This window comes from Ancylobacter sp., from assembly GCF_965279025.1.
In the GTDB taxonomy this organism is placed as follows: domain Bacteria; phylum Pseudomonadota; class Alphaproteobacteria; order Rhizobiales; family Xanthobacteraceae; genus Ancylobacter.
In genome coordinates this window covers 2,422,489-2,436,826 of the sequence record NZ_OZ257132.1, presented here as the reverse complement: position 1 = coordinate 2,436,826, position 14,338 = coordinate 2,422,489, and the positions used below count along the sequence as shown (strand labels likewise).

The 14,338-nt window shown below is 68.0% G+C and carries 16 protein-coding genes, 1 tRNA gene and 1 pseudogene; 4 read left to right on the top strand and 14 right to left on the bottom strand.

Annotated features, from left to right (window positions below):
* Positions 1-66: 66 nt before the first annotated feature.
* Positions 67-1,089 (bottom strand): complex I NDUFA9 subunit family protein, encoded by a 1,023-nt coding sequence (locus tag ACQY76_RS11140; RefSeq protein WP_428028809.1) that lies wholly within the window; start codon positions 1,087-1,089, stop codon positions 67-69.
* Positions 1,090-1,515: 426 nt separating this feature from the next.
* Between ACQY76_RS11140 and ACQY76_RS11135 the strand changes: the two genes are divergently transcribed.
* Positions 1,516-1,600: transfer RNA gene (locus ACQY76_RS11135), tRNA-Leu, on the top strand.
* An 8-nt stretch (positions 1,601-1,608) separates the two neighbouring features.
* Here ACQY76_RS11135 and ACQY76_RS11130 read toward each other — a convergent pair.
* The 10 genes from ACQY76_RS11130 to ACQY76_RS11085 form a co-directional block, all read right to left on the bottom strand.
* The gene (locus ACQY76_RS11130; protein WP_428028808.1) at positions 1,609-2,706 is read right to left on the bottom strand and encodes a tyrosine-type recombinase/integrase; all 1,098 of its coding nucleotides are present in this window, start codon (positions 2,704-2,706) and stop codon (positions 1,609-1,611) included.
* Between the two features lie 8 nt (positions 2,707-2,714).
* Complete coding sequence (locus ACQY76_RS11125) at positions 2,715-2,906, bottom strand: hypothetical protein (protein ID WP_018389385.1); 192 nt, start codon at positions 2,904-2,906, stop codon at positions 2,715-2,717.
* 2 nt (positions 2,907-2,908) lie between these two features.
* Entirely contained in the window at positions 2,909-3,121 is a 213-nt protein-coding gene (locus ACQY76_RS11120) for a phage head-tail joining protein (protein ID WP_018389384.1), read from the bottom strand.
* On the bottom strand, positions 3,121-4,941 hold the full coding sequence (locus ACQY76_RS11115; RefSeq protein WP_428028807.1) for a prohead protease/major capsid protein fusion protein: 1,821 nt from the start codon (positions 4,939-4,941) through the stop codon (positions 3,121-3,123). Before ACQY76_RS11115 ends, ACQY76_RS11120 begins: the two co-directional genes overlap by 1 nt.
* Positions 4,938-6,338, bottom strand: coding sequence for a phage portal protein (locus ACQY76_RS11110; RefSeq protein ID WP_428028806.1), 1,401 nt, complete (start codon positions 6,336-6,338; stop codon positions 4,938-4,940). Before ACQY76_RS11110 ends, ACQY76_RS11115 begins: the two co-directional genes overlap by 4 nt.
* A gap of 11 nt (positions 6,339-6,349) precedes the next feature.
* Positions 6,350-6,841, bottom strand: a complete 492-nt coding sequence (locus tag ACQY76_RS11105) for a hypothetical protein (protein ID WP_428028805.1) — start codon at positions 6,839-6,841, stop codon at positions 6,350-6,352.
* Between the two features lie 117 nt (positions 6,842-6,958).
* Positions 6,959-7,243, bottom strand: a complete 285-nt coding sequence (locus tag ACQY76_RS11100; protein ID WP_428028804.1) for a hypothetical protein — start codon at positions 7,241-7,243, stop codon at positions 6,959-6,961.
* The gene (locus ACQY76_RS11095; protein WP_428028803.1) at positions 7,240-7,629 is read right to left on the bottom strand and encodes a hypothetical protein; all 390 of its coding nucleotides are present in this window, start codon (positions 7,627-7,629) and stop codon (positions 7,240-7,242) included. Before ACQY76_RS11095 ends, ACQY76_RS11100 begins: the two co-directional genes overlap by 4 nt.
* The gene (locus tag ACQY76_RS11090; RefSeq protein ID WP_428028802.1) at positions 7,626-8,000 is read right to left on the bottom strand and encodes a hypothetical protein; all 375 of its coding nucleotides are present in this window, start codon (positions 7,998-8,000) and stop codon (positions 7,626-7,628) included. The genes ACQY76_RS11095 and ACQY76_RS11090 overlap by 4 nt, the downstream gene beginning before the upstream one ends.
* Positions 7,997-8,413, bottom strand: a complete 417-nt coding sequence (locus ACQY76_RS11085) for a hypothetical protein (protein WP_428028801.1) — start codon at positions 8,411-8,413, stop codon at positions 7,997-7,999. Before ACQY76_RS11085 ends, ACQY76_RS11090 begins: the two co-directional genes overlap by 4 nt.
* 489 nt (positions 8,414-8,902) lie before the next feature.
* Here ACQY76_RS11085 and ACQY76_RS11080 point away from each other — a divergent pair.
* The 3 genes and pseudogenes from ACQY76_RS11080 to ACQY76_RS11070 form a co-directional block, all read left to right on the top strand.
* Positions 8,903-9,975, top strand: a pseudogene (locus ACQY76_RS11080) (IS3 family transposase); the annotation flags it as partial.
* A gap of 586 nt (positions 9,976-10,561) precedes the next feature.
* Positions 10,562-11,665, top strand: a complete 1,104-nt coding sequence (locus tag ACQY76_RS11075) for a YheC/YheD family protein (protein ID WP_428028800.1) — start codon at positions 10,562-10,564, stop codon at positions 11,663-11,665.
* A gap of 27 nt (positions 11,666-11,692) precedes the next feature.
* Entirely contained in the window at positions 11,693-12,736 is a 1,044-nt protein-coding gene (locus tag ACQY76_RS11070; RefSeq protein ID WP_428028799.1) for a YheC/YheD family protein, read from the top strand.
* On the opposite strand, the gene ACQY76_RS11065 is transcribed toward ACQY76_RS11070, so the two are convergent.
* The 3 genes from ACQY76_RS11065 to ACQY76_RS11055 all read right to left on the bottom strand — a co-directional run bounded on the left by ACQY76_RS11065 (position 12,729) and on the right by ACQY76_RS11055 (position 14,227).
* Complete coding sequence (locus tag ACQY76_RS11065; protein ID WP_428028798.1) at positions 12,729-13,727, bottom strand: hypothetical protein; 999 nt, start codon at positions 13,725-13,727, stop codon at positions 12,729-12,731. The genes ACQY76_RS11070 and ACQY76_RS11065 overlap by 8 nt on opposite strands.
* Positions 13,705-13,971: an acyl carrier protein gene (locus ACQY76_RS11060; RefSeq protein WP_428028797.1), complete on the bottom strand. Its 267-nt coding sequence runs from the start codon at positions 13,969-13,971 to the stop codon at positions 13,705-13,707. The genes ACQY76_RS11065 and ACQY76_RS11060 overlap by 23 nt, the downstream gene beginning before the upstream one ends.
* Positions 13,972-14,089: 118 nt before the next feature.
* Complete coding sequence (locus ACQY76_RS11055) at positions 14,090-14,227, bottom strand: hypothetical protein (protein ID WP_428028796.1); 138 nt, start codon at positions 14,225-14,227, stop codon at positions 14,090-14,092.
* Positions 14,228-14,338: the final 111 nt, after the last annotated feature.

Sequence of the window (14,338 nt, the reverse complement as noted above, 5' to 3'; positions counted from 1 at the left end):
ACCCCATGAAAAAGCCGCCGGACGCGCGCGCCCGGCGGCTTTTCTTTTGGCAAGCGAAGATAAGGTTCAGGCGGCTTCCGGCCGGGAGAACTGGCCGGCCTTGCGGTAGCGCCAGAGATAGCCGGGCAGGATGGCGCCAAGCGCCGTCGGCGCGATGCCGAGCCCTTCCAGCGTGCGGCCCTCGGCCTTGGCGACGTCCGAGACCACATTGTCATAGCCCAGCAGGCGCACCTGGTCGCGGGTGAGCAGTGGGTTGGGCAGCAATTCCAGGAAGCGGGCGTTGAACGCCGCCAGCGACGCCGGCATCGGCACCAGCAGCCGCTTGCGGTCGATCTCGGCCAGCAGAAGCTCCATCAGCTGCTTGAAGGTCAGCACTTCCGGCCCGCCGAGCTCATAGGTCGTGCCGGGCCGCGCGCCGCCATCCACCGCCTTGGCGAAGGCGCTGGCGACATCGCCGACAAACACCGGCTGGAAGCGCGTGCCCCCGCCGCCGATCAGCGGCAGCATCGGGGAAAGCCGCGCCATGGCGGCAAAGCGATTGAAGAAATCATCCTCCGGCCCGAAAACAATGGACGGCCGGATGACCACGGCGCCGGGCACCGCCTCAAGCGCTGCCACCTCGCCCGCCGCCTTGCTGCGGGCGTAGAATGATTCGGAATCGGCCGAAGCGCCGATGGCGGAGCCGTGGATCAGCCGCGCGCCCACTTCCCGGGCCGCCTGCGCCACCTGGCTTGCCCCGAAGGCGTGGACCGCCTCGAAGCTCTGGCGGCCGCTCTCATGCAGCACGCCGACGAGGTTGATGACCACCTCCGCCCCTTCCGCCGCCCGCAAAACGGAGGCGGGATAGCGCAGATTGGCCTGCACCGGCACGATCTGCCCTACCGCGCCGAGCGGCTGCAGATGGCCGGCAAGGTCCGGCCGGCGCACCGCGACACGCACGCGCCATCCAAGGCGGGCCAGCGCGCGCACCACATGGCGGCCGACAAAGCCGGAACCGCCATAGATCGTCACCAGCCGCTCCATCGGCGCCGCGCGGCGGACCAGCTCAGCCTCGCTCTCCAGCGGCAATTCGTTCGTGGCGTCGACCATGTGTGTCTCCCGGCCCGGCATTGGCATGCCACGACGATTAGCGCGCCGCCGCGGCAGCGTCCAGCGTTCGCGCGCCGTCGCGCCGCGACGCCTCGCCGCCATCCGGGATACGCCCGCTGCCGGGCAGCGGACAGCACCGGCGGTGGGACAGCGGTTGCGCGCGCCCTTGCCGAGCGAGGATGGCAGGAGGAGTGGCGCATGTACCGGCCCGGCGAGGCCGCAGCCGCCTGCGCGCCAGGCGGCACCCCGCAGTCGCCATCGGCAGCTTGGCGTGGCAGCAGCGCCCGCAGTCGGCAATGGCAGCTTGCAAGGCGCCCATCCACCTCGCGAAGAGATTTCCACCGCTGTGTGACCTCCGGTGCGAAAGGCGCGTTGACAAGAGGGAGTCCACCCGACTATGTCTCGCCGCCGTGCCGCAAGGCACATGCCCAGGTGGCGGAATTGGTAGACGCGCACGGTTCAGGTCCGTGTGGGTAACACCGTGGAGGTTCGAGTCCTCTCCTGGGCACCACTCATTTTCTAACCTCGTGATTTTTCTGAGGTTTTCGGCTTCGCGCCCGCACTTCGAGAGAAGGTGCGGGCGTTTTTGTTCGTGGACTGTTTCCGCAGCAGAAGCTGGGCAGCATCCGTGGCCAGCCGCTTTTTCTCGGCCGTGCGCGTGTAAAGCGCCGCCATCTTGTTCGTCGACCAGCCAAACAGCGCCATCAGCTGACGCTCCGTCGCTCCATTTTCCGCCGCCCGCGTCGCGCCCGCCTTGCGGAGGCCATGAGCCGAGCCCTGGCACTTCGCCGCCGTGCAGGCCTGACGAAACCAGTTGCCGAAGCTCTCCTTCACGAAGGGCTTGCCGCGCTCCGTCACGAGGAAAGTCAGGTCGCCCGTCGTCGTCGCCGCGATGGAGTGCGCCAGCGGCTCAAGGATCGGCAGCGTGACCGGCTCGCCCGTCTTCTCAGTCCGCAGCGTAATCAGCCCGTCCTGAACGTGCTGGCGGCCCAGCTTCACGGCGTCGCCCCGGCGCAGGCCCGTATAGAGGAGGATGTCGAAGGCGAGGCGCTGGCGGGTTCCCACCGGCCACTTGGCCTCGAAGCGGGCAAGCTCGTCCTCATTCCATGTGTGGAAGCCCACATCGTCATTGCTGCCCTTGAGCAGCTTCACGCCGATACAGGGGTTGTCCTTCACCAGATTGCCGTCGCCGGCCGCCCAGTCGAAGAAACCGCGCATCGCCTTCAGGAAGTTGTTCGCGGCATGCGGGTGCGCCGAGCGGCGCTCGCGGCCCGCAATGATGACCTTCTGGGTGATCTGCGAAAGAAGCTCCTTGCCGGCGGTCTTCTCGACCTGGTGGAAGATGTTCTCCCGCTGCCGGCGCGTCGCGGGCGCCAGCGCCGCCCAAGCCGAGCTGGCACGGTAGCGGGTGATTGCCCATTCGAGCGAGCCCGGCCGCCCGCCCTTCTTCGCCGGCGCGGTGCCCGCGAGAGCCGCCTTGTACTCCTCCCAGAACTCAGCCGAATCATATTCGGCGCGCAGGCGAATGCGCGGCCCGTGATCCCGGCGGACGTACCAAACCGGGATCCCGTGCCGCGAGCGCTCGCGATGAAGGAAAGGGGGGCGTTTCTTCGGCATGCCCTACCTCACAGCACGATGTCGTGCTCGGGCTCGGCCGCATGAGCCGTGCCCGCGTGCTTCTTGTCCAACGGCGCGATCACGATCGTGCCGTCGGGGCGAGCCTCCACCTGAGACTCCTTCTGCATGCCCGCCTGCTTCAGCGCGCGCAGCGCGCGAGCGATGTCTGCCTGGGTGTGCTTGGCTCCCGTGCGCGCCATCGTCAGAGCCCTTTGCTGGTTGCGAGATAGACGACCTTCGCCGGGGCGTTTGCCCCGGCGATCTGGCGCTCGACGTCGGCGATGGCGGCGGCGAGCTCGCTGTCGGTGCGATACTCGACCTCCTTGCCGTCGGTGTAGCGCAGGCGGCGGACGCCGTCGGCGCGCACCGAACGCAGCCGGGCAAGGCGGTCTTCGAGGCTGTCCTTGACCGCCATCACGCGCCCTCGTTCTTGTAGAGGCCACGGAAGTCGATGACGCCGCAGCCGAAGTCGAGCCCGGCCGCGACCTTGACGGCGCGGGTGTCGAAGTCGATCTCGGTGCGGATCTGCGGCCCCTCAGCGCCGGAGACGTAGCCATAGACAAGGCTGGGCGCCGCAGCGGGGTCCGCCATGACGTACCAGCCGGCGCCGGTGATGTTGGCGTCGACCACCAGCTCCATCGTGCCCGCCCACGGGTTCACATCGCCCGCCTTGGCGGCGGTGATGGCGGCGAGCACCTGGCGGGCCGCAAGCTCGGTGTCCGGCCCGACCACGAGGAAGCGGGGGGCAAGGTTGAGCGGCACGCCGTCGAGGCTCTTCTGCTTGCGCAGGGAGGCGACGGCGAGGCCGACCGAGATGACCGAGAGGGCGGCGCCGGTGGTGGCCTTGTTGCCGTGGTCGGCATGGAACAGCGCCTTGCCGTCGGACAGGGCGGCATTGGCGGCGAGCAGGCCGTAGACGCGGGCGTTCTCGTCGCTGGCGGCGCGGATGGCGATCATGGAGGAGAAGTCCGCCAGCGCCGACAGGTCGTCATTGATGAGGGCGCGGCGGCCGATGGCGATGCCGGCATTCAGCTCCTTCGCCCGCACCTTCTCGCGGTTCTCCGAGAGGGTGGTGTACTTCAGCTCGCCGCCCTCGTTGGTTTCCTGGAAACGCCCGAAGTCGCCGATGCGCAGGAAATCGTGCTCTCGGAAGTCGTTGAAGACGCGCCGGGCGGCGATCAGGCGATAGGTCGGCTCGGCGGCGGCGTAGTTGGCGAGCAGGGCCTTGTTGGCCGCGTCCGCCAGCAGGAGGGGGAAGTCGCTGGTGGAATGGGCGCCGACGGCACGCTCCATCAGCGCGTTCTGGTCGCGCAGGTTAAGGCGCTCGCCGCGCGCCTGGGCGAGGTCGCCGATCATGTCCAGCATGCGGAAGCCGGCATAGGCGCGCGAGCGCCCCTCCAGCTTCACCCGGCCGGGGGCAAGGCGATGGGCGAGAGCCTCGCCCATGGCGGAACGGATCGCCGCCGGGTCAGTGTGCTCCTGAGTGACGGTCGCCGCCGTGGGGTGGAAGGTCTGCAGCGGGGCGCTGCGGGCCTGCATGGCGGCGAAGGCGGCGCCACGGGCGGCGTCGGTGGTGGCGTTGGTGTCGATCTGGCTGTCGATCCAGCCCTGATCGAGGCCGGCGACGTTGGCGATGGAACGGATCTCCATGTTGATGGCGGCGCGCTCTGCAGCGGCCGGCGGGTTGAGGGGCTGGGTGGAGGGAGCGGGCGCGGGCGCCGGCTCGGTGCTGACCGTCATGTCGTGGCTCCTGATGCCTGCATGCGGGTCGGCGGGGACAACGACGAGGCTGGCCTCGATCAGGGTGAAGCGCTCGGCCACCTTCTCGCGGCGGCCGGTCTTCGGGTTTGTGCGCTCGGACCAGCGCTCGACGCCGTAGCCGATGGAGATGCCGAAAGTGGCACCGTCCGACAGCTCGGCGGCGATGCGCCGGGAGCGGGGATTGTGGCGGGAGAGCGTGGCGCGCCCGAGGAGGTCCCCGCCGACCACGCGCAGCGTGTCGACGTTCCCGAGCTGGCGGTCCACGCTCTCCCTTCCGTGGCTGTCGAGCAGGGGCACGCGGGCGGGCCAGGCCGGCTGCGACAGGAGGAGAATCTCGTCATAGGGGCCGCGCACGTCCCAGCGCTCGACAGCGGCGCCGGTGGAGAGCACGGCCTCGAAGGTCTGGCTGTCGGCATCCCAGCTGGAGGCGGGGAGCGGCGCGCGGCGGGTGAGGATCTCGGTGGGAGCGTTCATACTGCTTCCTCCGTGACAGGGATGGCCGGGGCGGCGGCGGGGGCCACCTTGGCGGGCGCGGTGAAGGTGAGGCCGAGGCTCGCCTCGCGGGCCTTGTCGGCGGCGATCTCGGCATCGAGCGCGCCGACATCCATGCCGCGCGCGGCAACCGCCTCGCGCCGGCTCATCAGCCCGGCATTGATCGCCTCGATCTCCGCCTGCACGTCCTTGGCCGGGTCCACCCATTGCTGCTTCGGGGTGATCCAGCGCACCGGGAGCAGCTCCTGCGGGCGGGCGGCAATCCGGCCCTGCAGGCTCTCGATCATCGCCCAGCGGCGCCAGATGGGGCGCAGCGCCTGGAACACGATCACGTTGTGCTGGATCATCTCTACCCGGCGGCGCCACTCGACGAGGCCGGCGCGGATCGAGGAATAATTGACGCTGGAAAGGTCGCCGGTCAGCACCTCATAGGGCAGGCCGAGCGCGGCGGCGATCTCGTGCAGGGTGATGCGGGCGAAGTCGTTGGCCTCCTGCGCGATCGCGGGCGGGTTGGAGAAGGTCACGTCCTTGCCCGGCGGCAGCACCACCATGGCGCCCGGCTCCAGCGAGCCGATCAGCGCCTCGCCCTGCGCCTCGCCGCCGAACGGCACGGTGCCGTCATTGGTGGTGATGAGGCCGGTCAGCAGCGCGCCGACCTTCTGCCGCACCAGCTGGGCGCCGTGCCACTCGTCGTGCTCGGCCAGCCGCAGGATCGCCGGGGCGAACCACGAAACGCCGCGCACCTGGCCGGGGAAGTCCGGGCGGAACAGATGCACCACGTCCTCGGCCGGCACGCGCACCGGCTGGAGGTTGAGACCGAGGCCGATCTCGGGGCGCTCCTTCACGATCCAGTAGGCGACGCGGGAGCCGAAGACATCGAACTCCACGCCGTTGACGATGCGCCCGCCATCGGGCAGTGGGCGGGTGAGCGAGGCATCGAGCTGGTCGGGATCGAGCACGCGGATACGCAGGCCCGCCGGGGTGGCGATCAGCAGCGCCAGCGCCTCGCCATCCACCACCATGCCACCGACCATCAGCGCAGTGAGGCCATAGAAGTCCATCAGGCCGTCGGCGTCCGCCTCATCCGTCCACGCCGTCCAGCGCGCCGCCAGCGCGCCCGTCACGGCCGGCACGATGCCGGTGCCGACCAGCGCCGCCACCCAGGCCGCCTTGGCGGCGGCCGCGTGCGGGTTGTTCGCCACGAGATAGCGGGCGCGATAGCCGAGCGGCGCCCGCGCCGCCTGCGCCGCGCCGTGCTGGTTGCGCATCGCGCCCCAGCCGGTCGCACGCCGGCCCGTCGCCGCGCCCTCATAGGAGCGCGAGGCCGGGCGCAGCGCGCTCTTGGCGCGGTCAAAGAGGGAGGAGACGAGGCCCAGCATGGACGGTTGCCCTAGAGCGCTTCGAGGCGCTTGAGGACGGTGCGCTGCAGCTCGGAATAGTCGATGCCGAAGAAGAAGCGGCCCCAGAAGCGGCTGTCGTCGAAGGGAATCTGGCCGGAGCCGGTCGTCACGTCCTTGAAGCTCTCGGGATCGCCCGCCTTGGGGCGGCAGAAGGCATAGAGCGGCGTCTCGCCCTCGCGGGTGAAGTCGAAATACGCCATGTTGTCGAAGCACTCCGCATTGGCGAAGTTGGCGGCCGACTTGGTGTCGATGCCGAACTTGGTGACTTCGGCGAGCAGCGCCCACTTCATCACGATATTCCACGTCACCAGCCGCGAACGCTCGCGGCGGATGGGCTCGACGTCGCCCTCGAAGGGGATGAGGTCGCGCGAGCGCAGGGTGCGCTGCTTCTCGGGAGAGATGCCGGTGAGCAGGGCGACCTGGTCGGAGGTGAAGTACCGCTCGGTGAGCGGGCCGCCGATCTTGGGGATGATGAGGGACATGGGACGATCCTGGTTGCGAAGCATTGAACGCAGTATGCGTGACTCGATGTAACGAGACAAGTCTCGAAACGTACTCCGCAACGAAAATGTTGACCGCCTGACGCATCGCCCGCCCCGCTACTCGATCACGCCATCCGAACCGACAAGCCCGCTCTCCGCCGGATCGTGCTCGCAGTCGCAATCCCAGCGGCCGGTGCCGCCGGCGAACACGCCCGGCCGGCCGCCCTCCCAGCCAAGCGAGGGCTCGCCATCGCTGTCCGGCTCGCCGTCGCCGCCGTCTTCCTCGTCCGGGTCGGCGTCCAGCTCGTCGAGCAGCACGATCAGCGCCTCGATGGTGCGCTCGGCCCGCTCGCGCAGGCGCTGGCGCTCCACCATGACGAACTCGCGGGTGTGGGCGTTCATGGCCGCACCTCGCCATGGCGCTGCACCTGGCTAAGCAGCCGCGCGTCGCGCACCTTCACATCGGCGACCACGATGGCGAGCACGTTGTCCTCGAACGCCTCGCGCGGCACGAGGTGCTCGCCATAATGCTTGTTGTCGACGTGCAGCAGGATATGCCCCGGCCCGCCGAGCACGCTGGAGGCGCGGGTGAGCTTGCGCCCGCCAAACACGTCCTGCAGCAGATAGATTCCCTCGCCCTCATAGCGCGTGCAGGGGCGCACCAGCACGTGGTCCCACTGGCTGCGCAGCGTCGGCTCCATCGCGTCGCTGGGCACGATCTCCAGCCGCAGCTGGGGAGAGAGCAGCGCCGTCGCCGGCACCGCCTGCCCGAACAGGTCGCTGCTCATGCCACCCTCCTGCCGAACCAGTCGGTGGCGGTGCGGCTCTTGAGCCCGGCGGCGAAGCGATCGCCGAAGGAATCGGCGGAGACAGACACCATAGCCATCTGGCCGGGGGTGAAGCTGCCATCGGGAAACACCGGCGAGGCGAAGGCGTCAGGGTCCGGCAGCTGCAGGATCGGGTGCTGGCTGGCGCCGGGATAGATCTCGGCGAGCGCCGTCTCGATCTCCCGCACCGCGCGGGCGATCCGCTCCTGCGGCGAGAGGGGCGCCGGTATCGTGAGGGCACCCGTCGGCACCGCGACCAAGGCCGCGCCGAGGGCGAGCGCCTGGCGCCGGTTAGGGGCGAGGCGTGCCGGCATCATGGATTGCGTGCTCATGCCCGCCCCTCCGGCTGGGAGACGCGGGGCTTGCGCCATAGGTCGATCGGCTCGGCGCGTTCATCGAGGAAGCCGCCGGCGCGCAGGCGCGGATCGGCCTGCCACTCATAGGTCAGGCGGCTGGCATAGACCCAGGCCTCGGCCGGCCGCCCATGCGCAGCACGCCGCGCGCCGGCGCCCTCCAGCATCCAGCCATCACCCGGCGCCGCCAGCTCATCCATGGCGGCGGCGAAGGTCAGCCACGCCGCACGGGCGCGCTGCAGCGGATCGGCGGGGGCCGGCGCTGCGAGGGTCGGTGCCGGCACTGCCAGCTCCAGACTGCCCGTCGGCACGGTCACAAGCGCCGCGCCAAGGCAAAGCGCCTGGCGCCGGCTGGGAACAAGGCTCTCCCGTTCGCGAACATGGCTGTCCATGCGCGTGCTCCTCAATCTGGGAAGGTTGAAAGGCCGGCGGATGCCGCCGGCGGCTCGATGACGAAGGGGCGTGGCGCGCACCGCGCTGCCCGGGAATCCCAGCGCGGCGGCCGGCCGCGCCACGCCCCTCCGGGCCGAGGCCTCAGCTGATGGCGGGTGCGGTGCCCTCCGGCGCGCTGGCCAAGATCAGCGCGCGGAGGCCAGAGGCACCCACCCGCCGGGGCGAGGCTCCGGCCGGTGGCGGGCGGGGTGCGTTCCACGCCGGGCAGGAAAGCCAGCGCGCCTTGACGGACGCGCGGCCCCGGATGCCCAACGTGCGCTTATCCGAACGCGCCCCGCCCATCCCGCTAGGAGCCCTCGGCCGCATGGTTCCCGGGCCGCGTGACGCACCTCTCCCGTTCGCGGGCATGGCTGTCCATGCGCGTGCTGACCTGAGACCCCGATCCTCCTCCAGATTTGAGTAGAGTCCGTCGATCACGGAGACGGACGATGCGAGCCTCACGGTTCACGGAAGAGCAGATCATCGGCATGCTGAAGGAGCAGGAGGCGGGGGCGAAGACCGCTGACGTGTGCCGCAAGCACGGCATCTCCTCGGCGACCTTCTACAAGTTCAAGGCAAAGTATGGCGGCATGGACGTGTCGGATGCCCGCCGGCTGAAGGCGCTTGAGGATGAGAACGCCCGCCTGAAGAAGCTGCTCGCCGAGCAGATGCTGGACAACGCTATCCTGAAGGATGTCGCCTCAAAAAAATGGTGACGCTCGATGTGAGGCGTAAAGCCGTGGCCCATGCCTGTGCCGAGCACGGGGTGAGCCAGCGTCGGGCGTGCAAGGCATTGAGCTTCGATCGCACCAGTATGCGCTATCGAAGCGTCCGTCCTGACGATGCGGCCCTGCGCGACGCCATGAAAGCCGTGGCCGGCGAGCGCCGCCGCTTCGGCTACCGACGGATCCACGTCATGCTGCGGCGTCAGGGCATCGTGATGAACCAGAAGAAGCTGCGCCGGCTGTATCGAGAGGAAAAGCTCCAGGTGCGTCGGCGAGGTGGTCGCAAACGGGCGCTTGGCACAAGACGGCCTATGCTGGTGCCGGATCGGGTCAACCTTCGCTGGAGTCTCGATTTCGTGTCGGACGCCTTCACGGACGGCCGCCGCTTCCGGGTGCTGGCCGTTGTCGACGACTTCAGCCGGGAGTGCCTGGCACTGGTCGTCGACACCTCGCTCTCCGGCCTTCGAGTGACGCGCGAGCTGGACGAGATCATGGCTGTTCGGGGCAAGCCTTCAACCATCGTGTCGGACAATGGCACTGAACTAACCTCGATGGCGGTGCTCAAATGGTGCCAGCAGACCGGCGTCGAATGGCATTACATCGCGCCCGGCAAGCCCACGCAGAACGGCTTCGTCGAGAGCTTCAACGGCCGCTTCCGGGACGAATGTTTGAACGAGACACTGTTCTCGCACCTGCCCCAGGCTCGCGCCGCTATCGCCTCATGGAAGGAGGACTACAATGTGAACCGTCCCCATTCAGCTCTCGGCAATCGATCCCCTGCCGAGTTCGCGGCAACAATCGCACTGGAAACCGAGGCCGCATGAGGCCACAAATCAACCCTCGGACTCTCTCTTAAGCCGGAGGAGAAATGGGTCTCAGGTCATTCGACGCCGGCCCAACGGCGGCGGCATTCGCAAAATGAACCGAGGTGTTGCTGCAGCTCCAATCCTAGCGATCCCGCCCTCTCATCACTTCGGCAGCCTCCGCGCGATCTCATAGTCAGGCGACACCCTCAGCCAACCGCCAGAGGGGCTGACGACCAAGCGGCGCGCCCCGCTATCGGACAGTTTCTGGCGGTTGTCCGTCGCCTTGGCGCTTCTGCAGGCTGTGTCCGTCGGTGCCAGGGGTGTCCGCATTCAGTTGGCGTTGGCATCGGCGATACCGACAAATATGACAGAAAAGAGCGTGCGATGCCCACGGATCGCTCTGGACTGTCCCAGACGAGAAGGCCTCCGCCGCGTGTCGACAGAAGCGGACGCCTGTGGTTCATAAACCAAGCGCGTCGCGTCGCCGGCCTCCTTCGGTCGTGACGGCGGTAGGACGCGGATCGATCGCAAAGCCACTTGCATCAAAAGGTTTGCGGCAGGTGATCCGGCAACGGTCATGACGGGCAGGCCGAACCAACGGGCGCCACTGTCGATGGAACGGAACTCCCCTCATCCGCTGGCGGGCATCGGCCCGGTCGCCATGATCGCCCATGGCATCTTCCCCGCGGACAAGATGCAGACGGCGCGCGTGCGCGCCCTGCTGGCGGAAGCCGCATTGCAGGGTGTCGATCTGTGCTTCTTGCGAAGCAGCGACTGCGATCCGGTCTCCGGCACTGTCCGGGCCTCGCGGTGGCGGGAGGACGGGTGGCAAGAGGCCGTTCTTCCGCTGCCCTCAGTCGTGGTGATCCTCACCGATCCTGGCACGCCGGAGGAGCTTGCCCTGGATGGCTGGCTACGCGCCTCAACGATGGTGCTTGGAGCCGGCAAGCGGGACAAGCTGGGCGTGGCCTCGCTGCTCGTCGGCACGCCATGGGAACGCTACCTCATCCCCTCCGAACCTCTTGACCCCGGCCGGCTGCAACGGCAGCTCCGCGCCTGGCTCGCCGATGGTGGAATCGTGGTGAAGCCCAATGATGGGATGCGCGGCACCGGCGTGCAGTTTCTCATCCCTGGAGAAGAGGGCACATGGAAGATGGTCCGGGGCGACCAGCATGTCCACATGGACACGGAAGAGGCGGTCGCGCGCATCGCCCGCTCCATCGCCGGCCGCATGGCCTATCGCGGCTACATCGTGCAGCGTTACATCGACACAAGCGACGGCAGCGGCCGGCCCGGAACGATACGGCCCGAGGTGGTGCGGCAGCCGGGCGGGACCTGGCAGGTCATCCGCATCACCGGCCGCATTTCGGCGCCGGGCAAGATCATCTCAACCATTTCCCGTGGCGCGGCGCTGACCAGCATCGAGGGCTATCTCGCCGGACGTGGAGAGAGCGATATCCCCGGCAGGCTCCGCGAGATTGAAGCGCTGTCGCTTGGCATCGCGAAGCGGCTCACGGAAAGCGACACCGCCCATTACTATGAATGGGGCTTCGACCTCGTGGCTGATCCCGAGGGGCGGCTTTGGTTCCTTGAGGCAAATGCACGCCCGTTAAATTTCGGCGGGGAGCTCGAACGCGCCACCCATGTGATTGCCTACCTCAAGTCGCTCGCCGGGGCGTAAGCCAGCAACGACGCCAAAGGAAATCCGATGCGCGAGCCGCCCACCATTGCCCTCCTCGGCCACGAGACACCGCTGGAGGACTCCTTTGCGCCCGCGCGAGTGCGCGCTCTGCTCGGCGAGGCGGCTCTCCGGGGCGTCAAGCTGTGCTTCATTCAAAGCCGCGATTGCGACATGGCCACGGGCCAGATAACGGCGAGCCAGTTTACCGAAGGCTGCTGGCGGCGGAGCGCCGTAACCTTGCCGGCTCTCGTCGTGGCGGCAGCACCCACCACCCGAGCGCAGCATCGCGCTGTCGAGGAATGGTTTCGCACCCGGACGCGGCTTCTCGCCTTTGACGGCCGGCCCAAGCATGAAGTGGCGGCTGTTCTTGCGCGCTGCCCGGAGGCTGCTCCTCACCTGATTCCGGAAGAAGTGCTGGTTGCCGGGCGGCTGGAAGCGCAGCTTCTCGACTGGCTGGCCGGCGGCGCCATCGTGGTGAAGCGGAGCGACGGATCGCTCGGTACCGGCCTCTTCTTCGTCGTTCCCGCAGCAACGGGTTTCCTGGTGGTGAACGACACGCGATCCTGGGAGGGAGACGCAGCGGAGGCCGTCGCGCGGGTCGCCGGCGCCATACGCGGGCGGATGACCTACCGGACCTATATCGTCCAGCGTTTCGTCGACACGCGCGACACGGCCGGCCAGCCGGCGACGATCCGGGCGGACATTGCCCGTCAACCCGACGACAGCTGGCAGCTCTATCGCCTAACTGGCCGCATCGCCATCGGCGCGAGGCTCGTATCGAATCGCGCCAAGGGCAGCGCGATGGTGGATGCCGAATCGTTTCTCGCAGCGCGCGGCGCCGTGGATGCGGAAGCCGGGCTGGAGCGCATTCACGCCCTAGCAAGCAGCGTGGCGGGGGAACTCTCCCGGTCCGCCGGCCTCGAAAGCTGCTACGAATTCGGGCTCGATTTCGCGCCCGACCGCGATCAGCATATCTGGTTCATCGAGGCAAACCACCGGCCCCTGACCCACGGGGCCGAGATCGAGCGCGCGGGCCATGTTCTCACCTATTGGACCTCGCTCCTCACCTAGGCAGCGGCCCCACAAGGCCGGGGCCGGCCGCCGTGGAAAACGCATGCAGCAGCGGGCCGAAGGTCTTGCCGATGACGGTTTCCTGGATCGTCCCGTGGCTGCTGACGCCCTGGAGCGGCCGCTCGACGACAGTGGGCAGGCCGGCGAGATGGCGGGCCGACGCGACATCTGCGGCGTTGTCGGTGCCGTAGACGATCTCGATGTGCGGCGGCCGGCTATGGTTGGCGAGGAGGCGGCGCAGATCGGTTTCCTCCTCGGTGAGGGGCAGCCCCGTCTCCGCCTCGATTCGTGCGCGGGTTCGGCTGGCCATGACGGGCAGAATGAGGGGGCTGAAGGCGATGATACCGTCGGCGTTCAGCTTTGCGCCGTAGCGGAGCGCGCCATAGCCGCCGGCGGACTGGCCGATGCAGAGCACACGGCGCGAATGGAGTCCCGCGCAGAGCGCCCGAAGCTGTGCGACCGTCGTTTCCGTGTCCCGGCTCAGGCCCGACACACCCGCGAAGTAGAAGCTGTTCGCCCAGTCGAACAGATAGATGACATTCGCATTCAAGCGGCTGAGCAGGCTGTGCATGAAGTAGATGGACAGGCCAAGACGCTGCGCCCGGCCGGTAAAGGCGATCAATGTCGTGTCGGATTGCGCGGGCACCACCCAATAGCCCCGATCATCGGATGCGCCTTCCGCCCCACCATCGGGCAAGGCGACGCCATTGCCGGCGCGCAGCTGCCGAAGCTCCCGCACCTGCGCCATCATCTCGCTCACCTCGGGGCGCAGCTGGGGGACATTCACCAGCGTCGCGAGCATGCTGATCGTCTCGCCGATCAGCCCCGAATGGATAAGGCGCCGGCAGACATCCAGGCGGCGGCGTGGATCGGACGCCTCATGCGCGATGGATCGGGCATAGGCGAGATAGGAATCGTCCAGCCGTGAACAGTCGTCTATCCGCCGCGACGGCCGCAGGGCCGACGGATTAAGCGGCTGATGTGGCGACAAAGACAGCGAGCTCGTCGGCGAGTTGTTGGATCGTTGCTTCATCCCTGAGGAAAAACTCCGCGCCGATCTGACAATTGAACGCCTTCTCGAACTGCATCGCCATTTCTACGGCGTCCACGGAATCGATGTCGAAAGCTGAGAGATTCGCATCCAAAGCAATCGCATCGCTATCTTCTCCCGAAATGACGGCGAGATACACAATAATCCATCGGCCAATCTGCGTGGCGCCAAAAGGCTCTTGCATGAAAGATCATCTGCCTGTCAGTGGATTGATCAACACCACGGAACGGGGCACCGCCCGCCCTCAGCAGCAGGGAGTTGCATCTGCGAAAGCAGGGCATGCGGCGCACGCTAACCGCCCGTCAGTCTTTCAGCGGCGAGCGCCGATAGTCCCGCGCCCGGAACAGTGGCCTCAGCCGAGCGATGCGGTGCGGAAATGGATCGGCGCAAGCGGCGCCGGCCAAGGTCGACAGCGGGGAGCTGCGTGCGATGGTCTTCAAGGCGTTCTCCTGCCAATGAGTTCGGCGGAGAAGCAACGGGCAACCGCCCCACATGTTCCCTGACGTCATGAGACCGTTTGCCCTGACGTCAAGAAAACGCGGCCGTCAGCC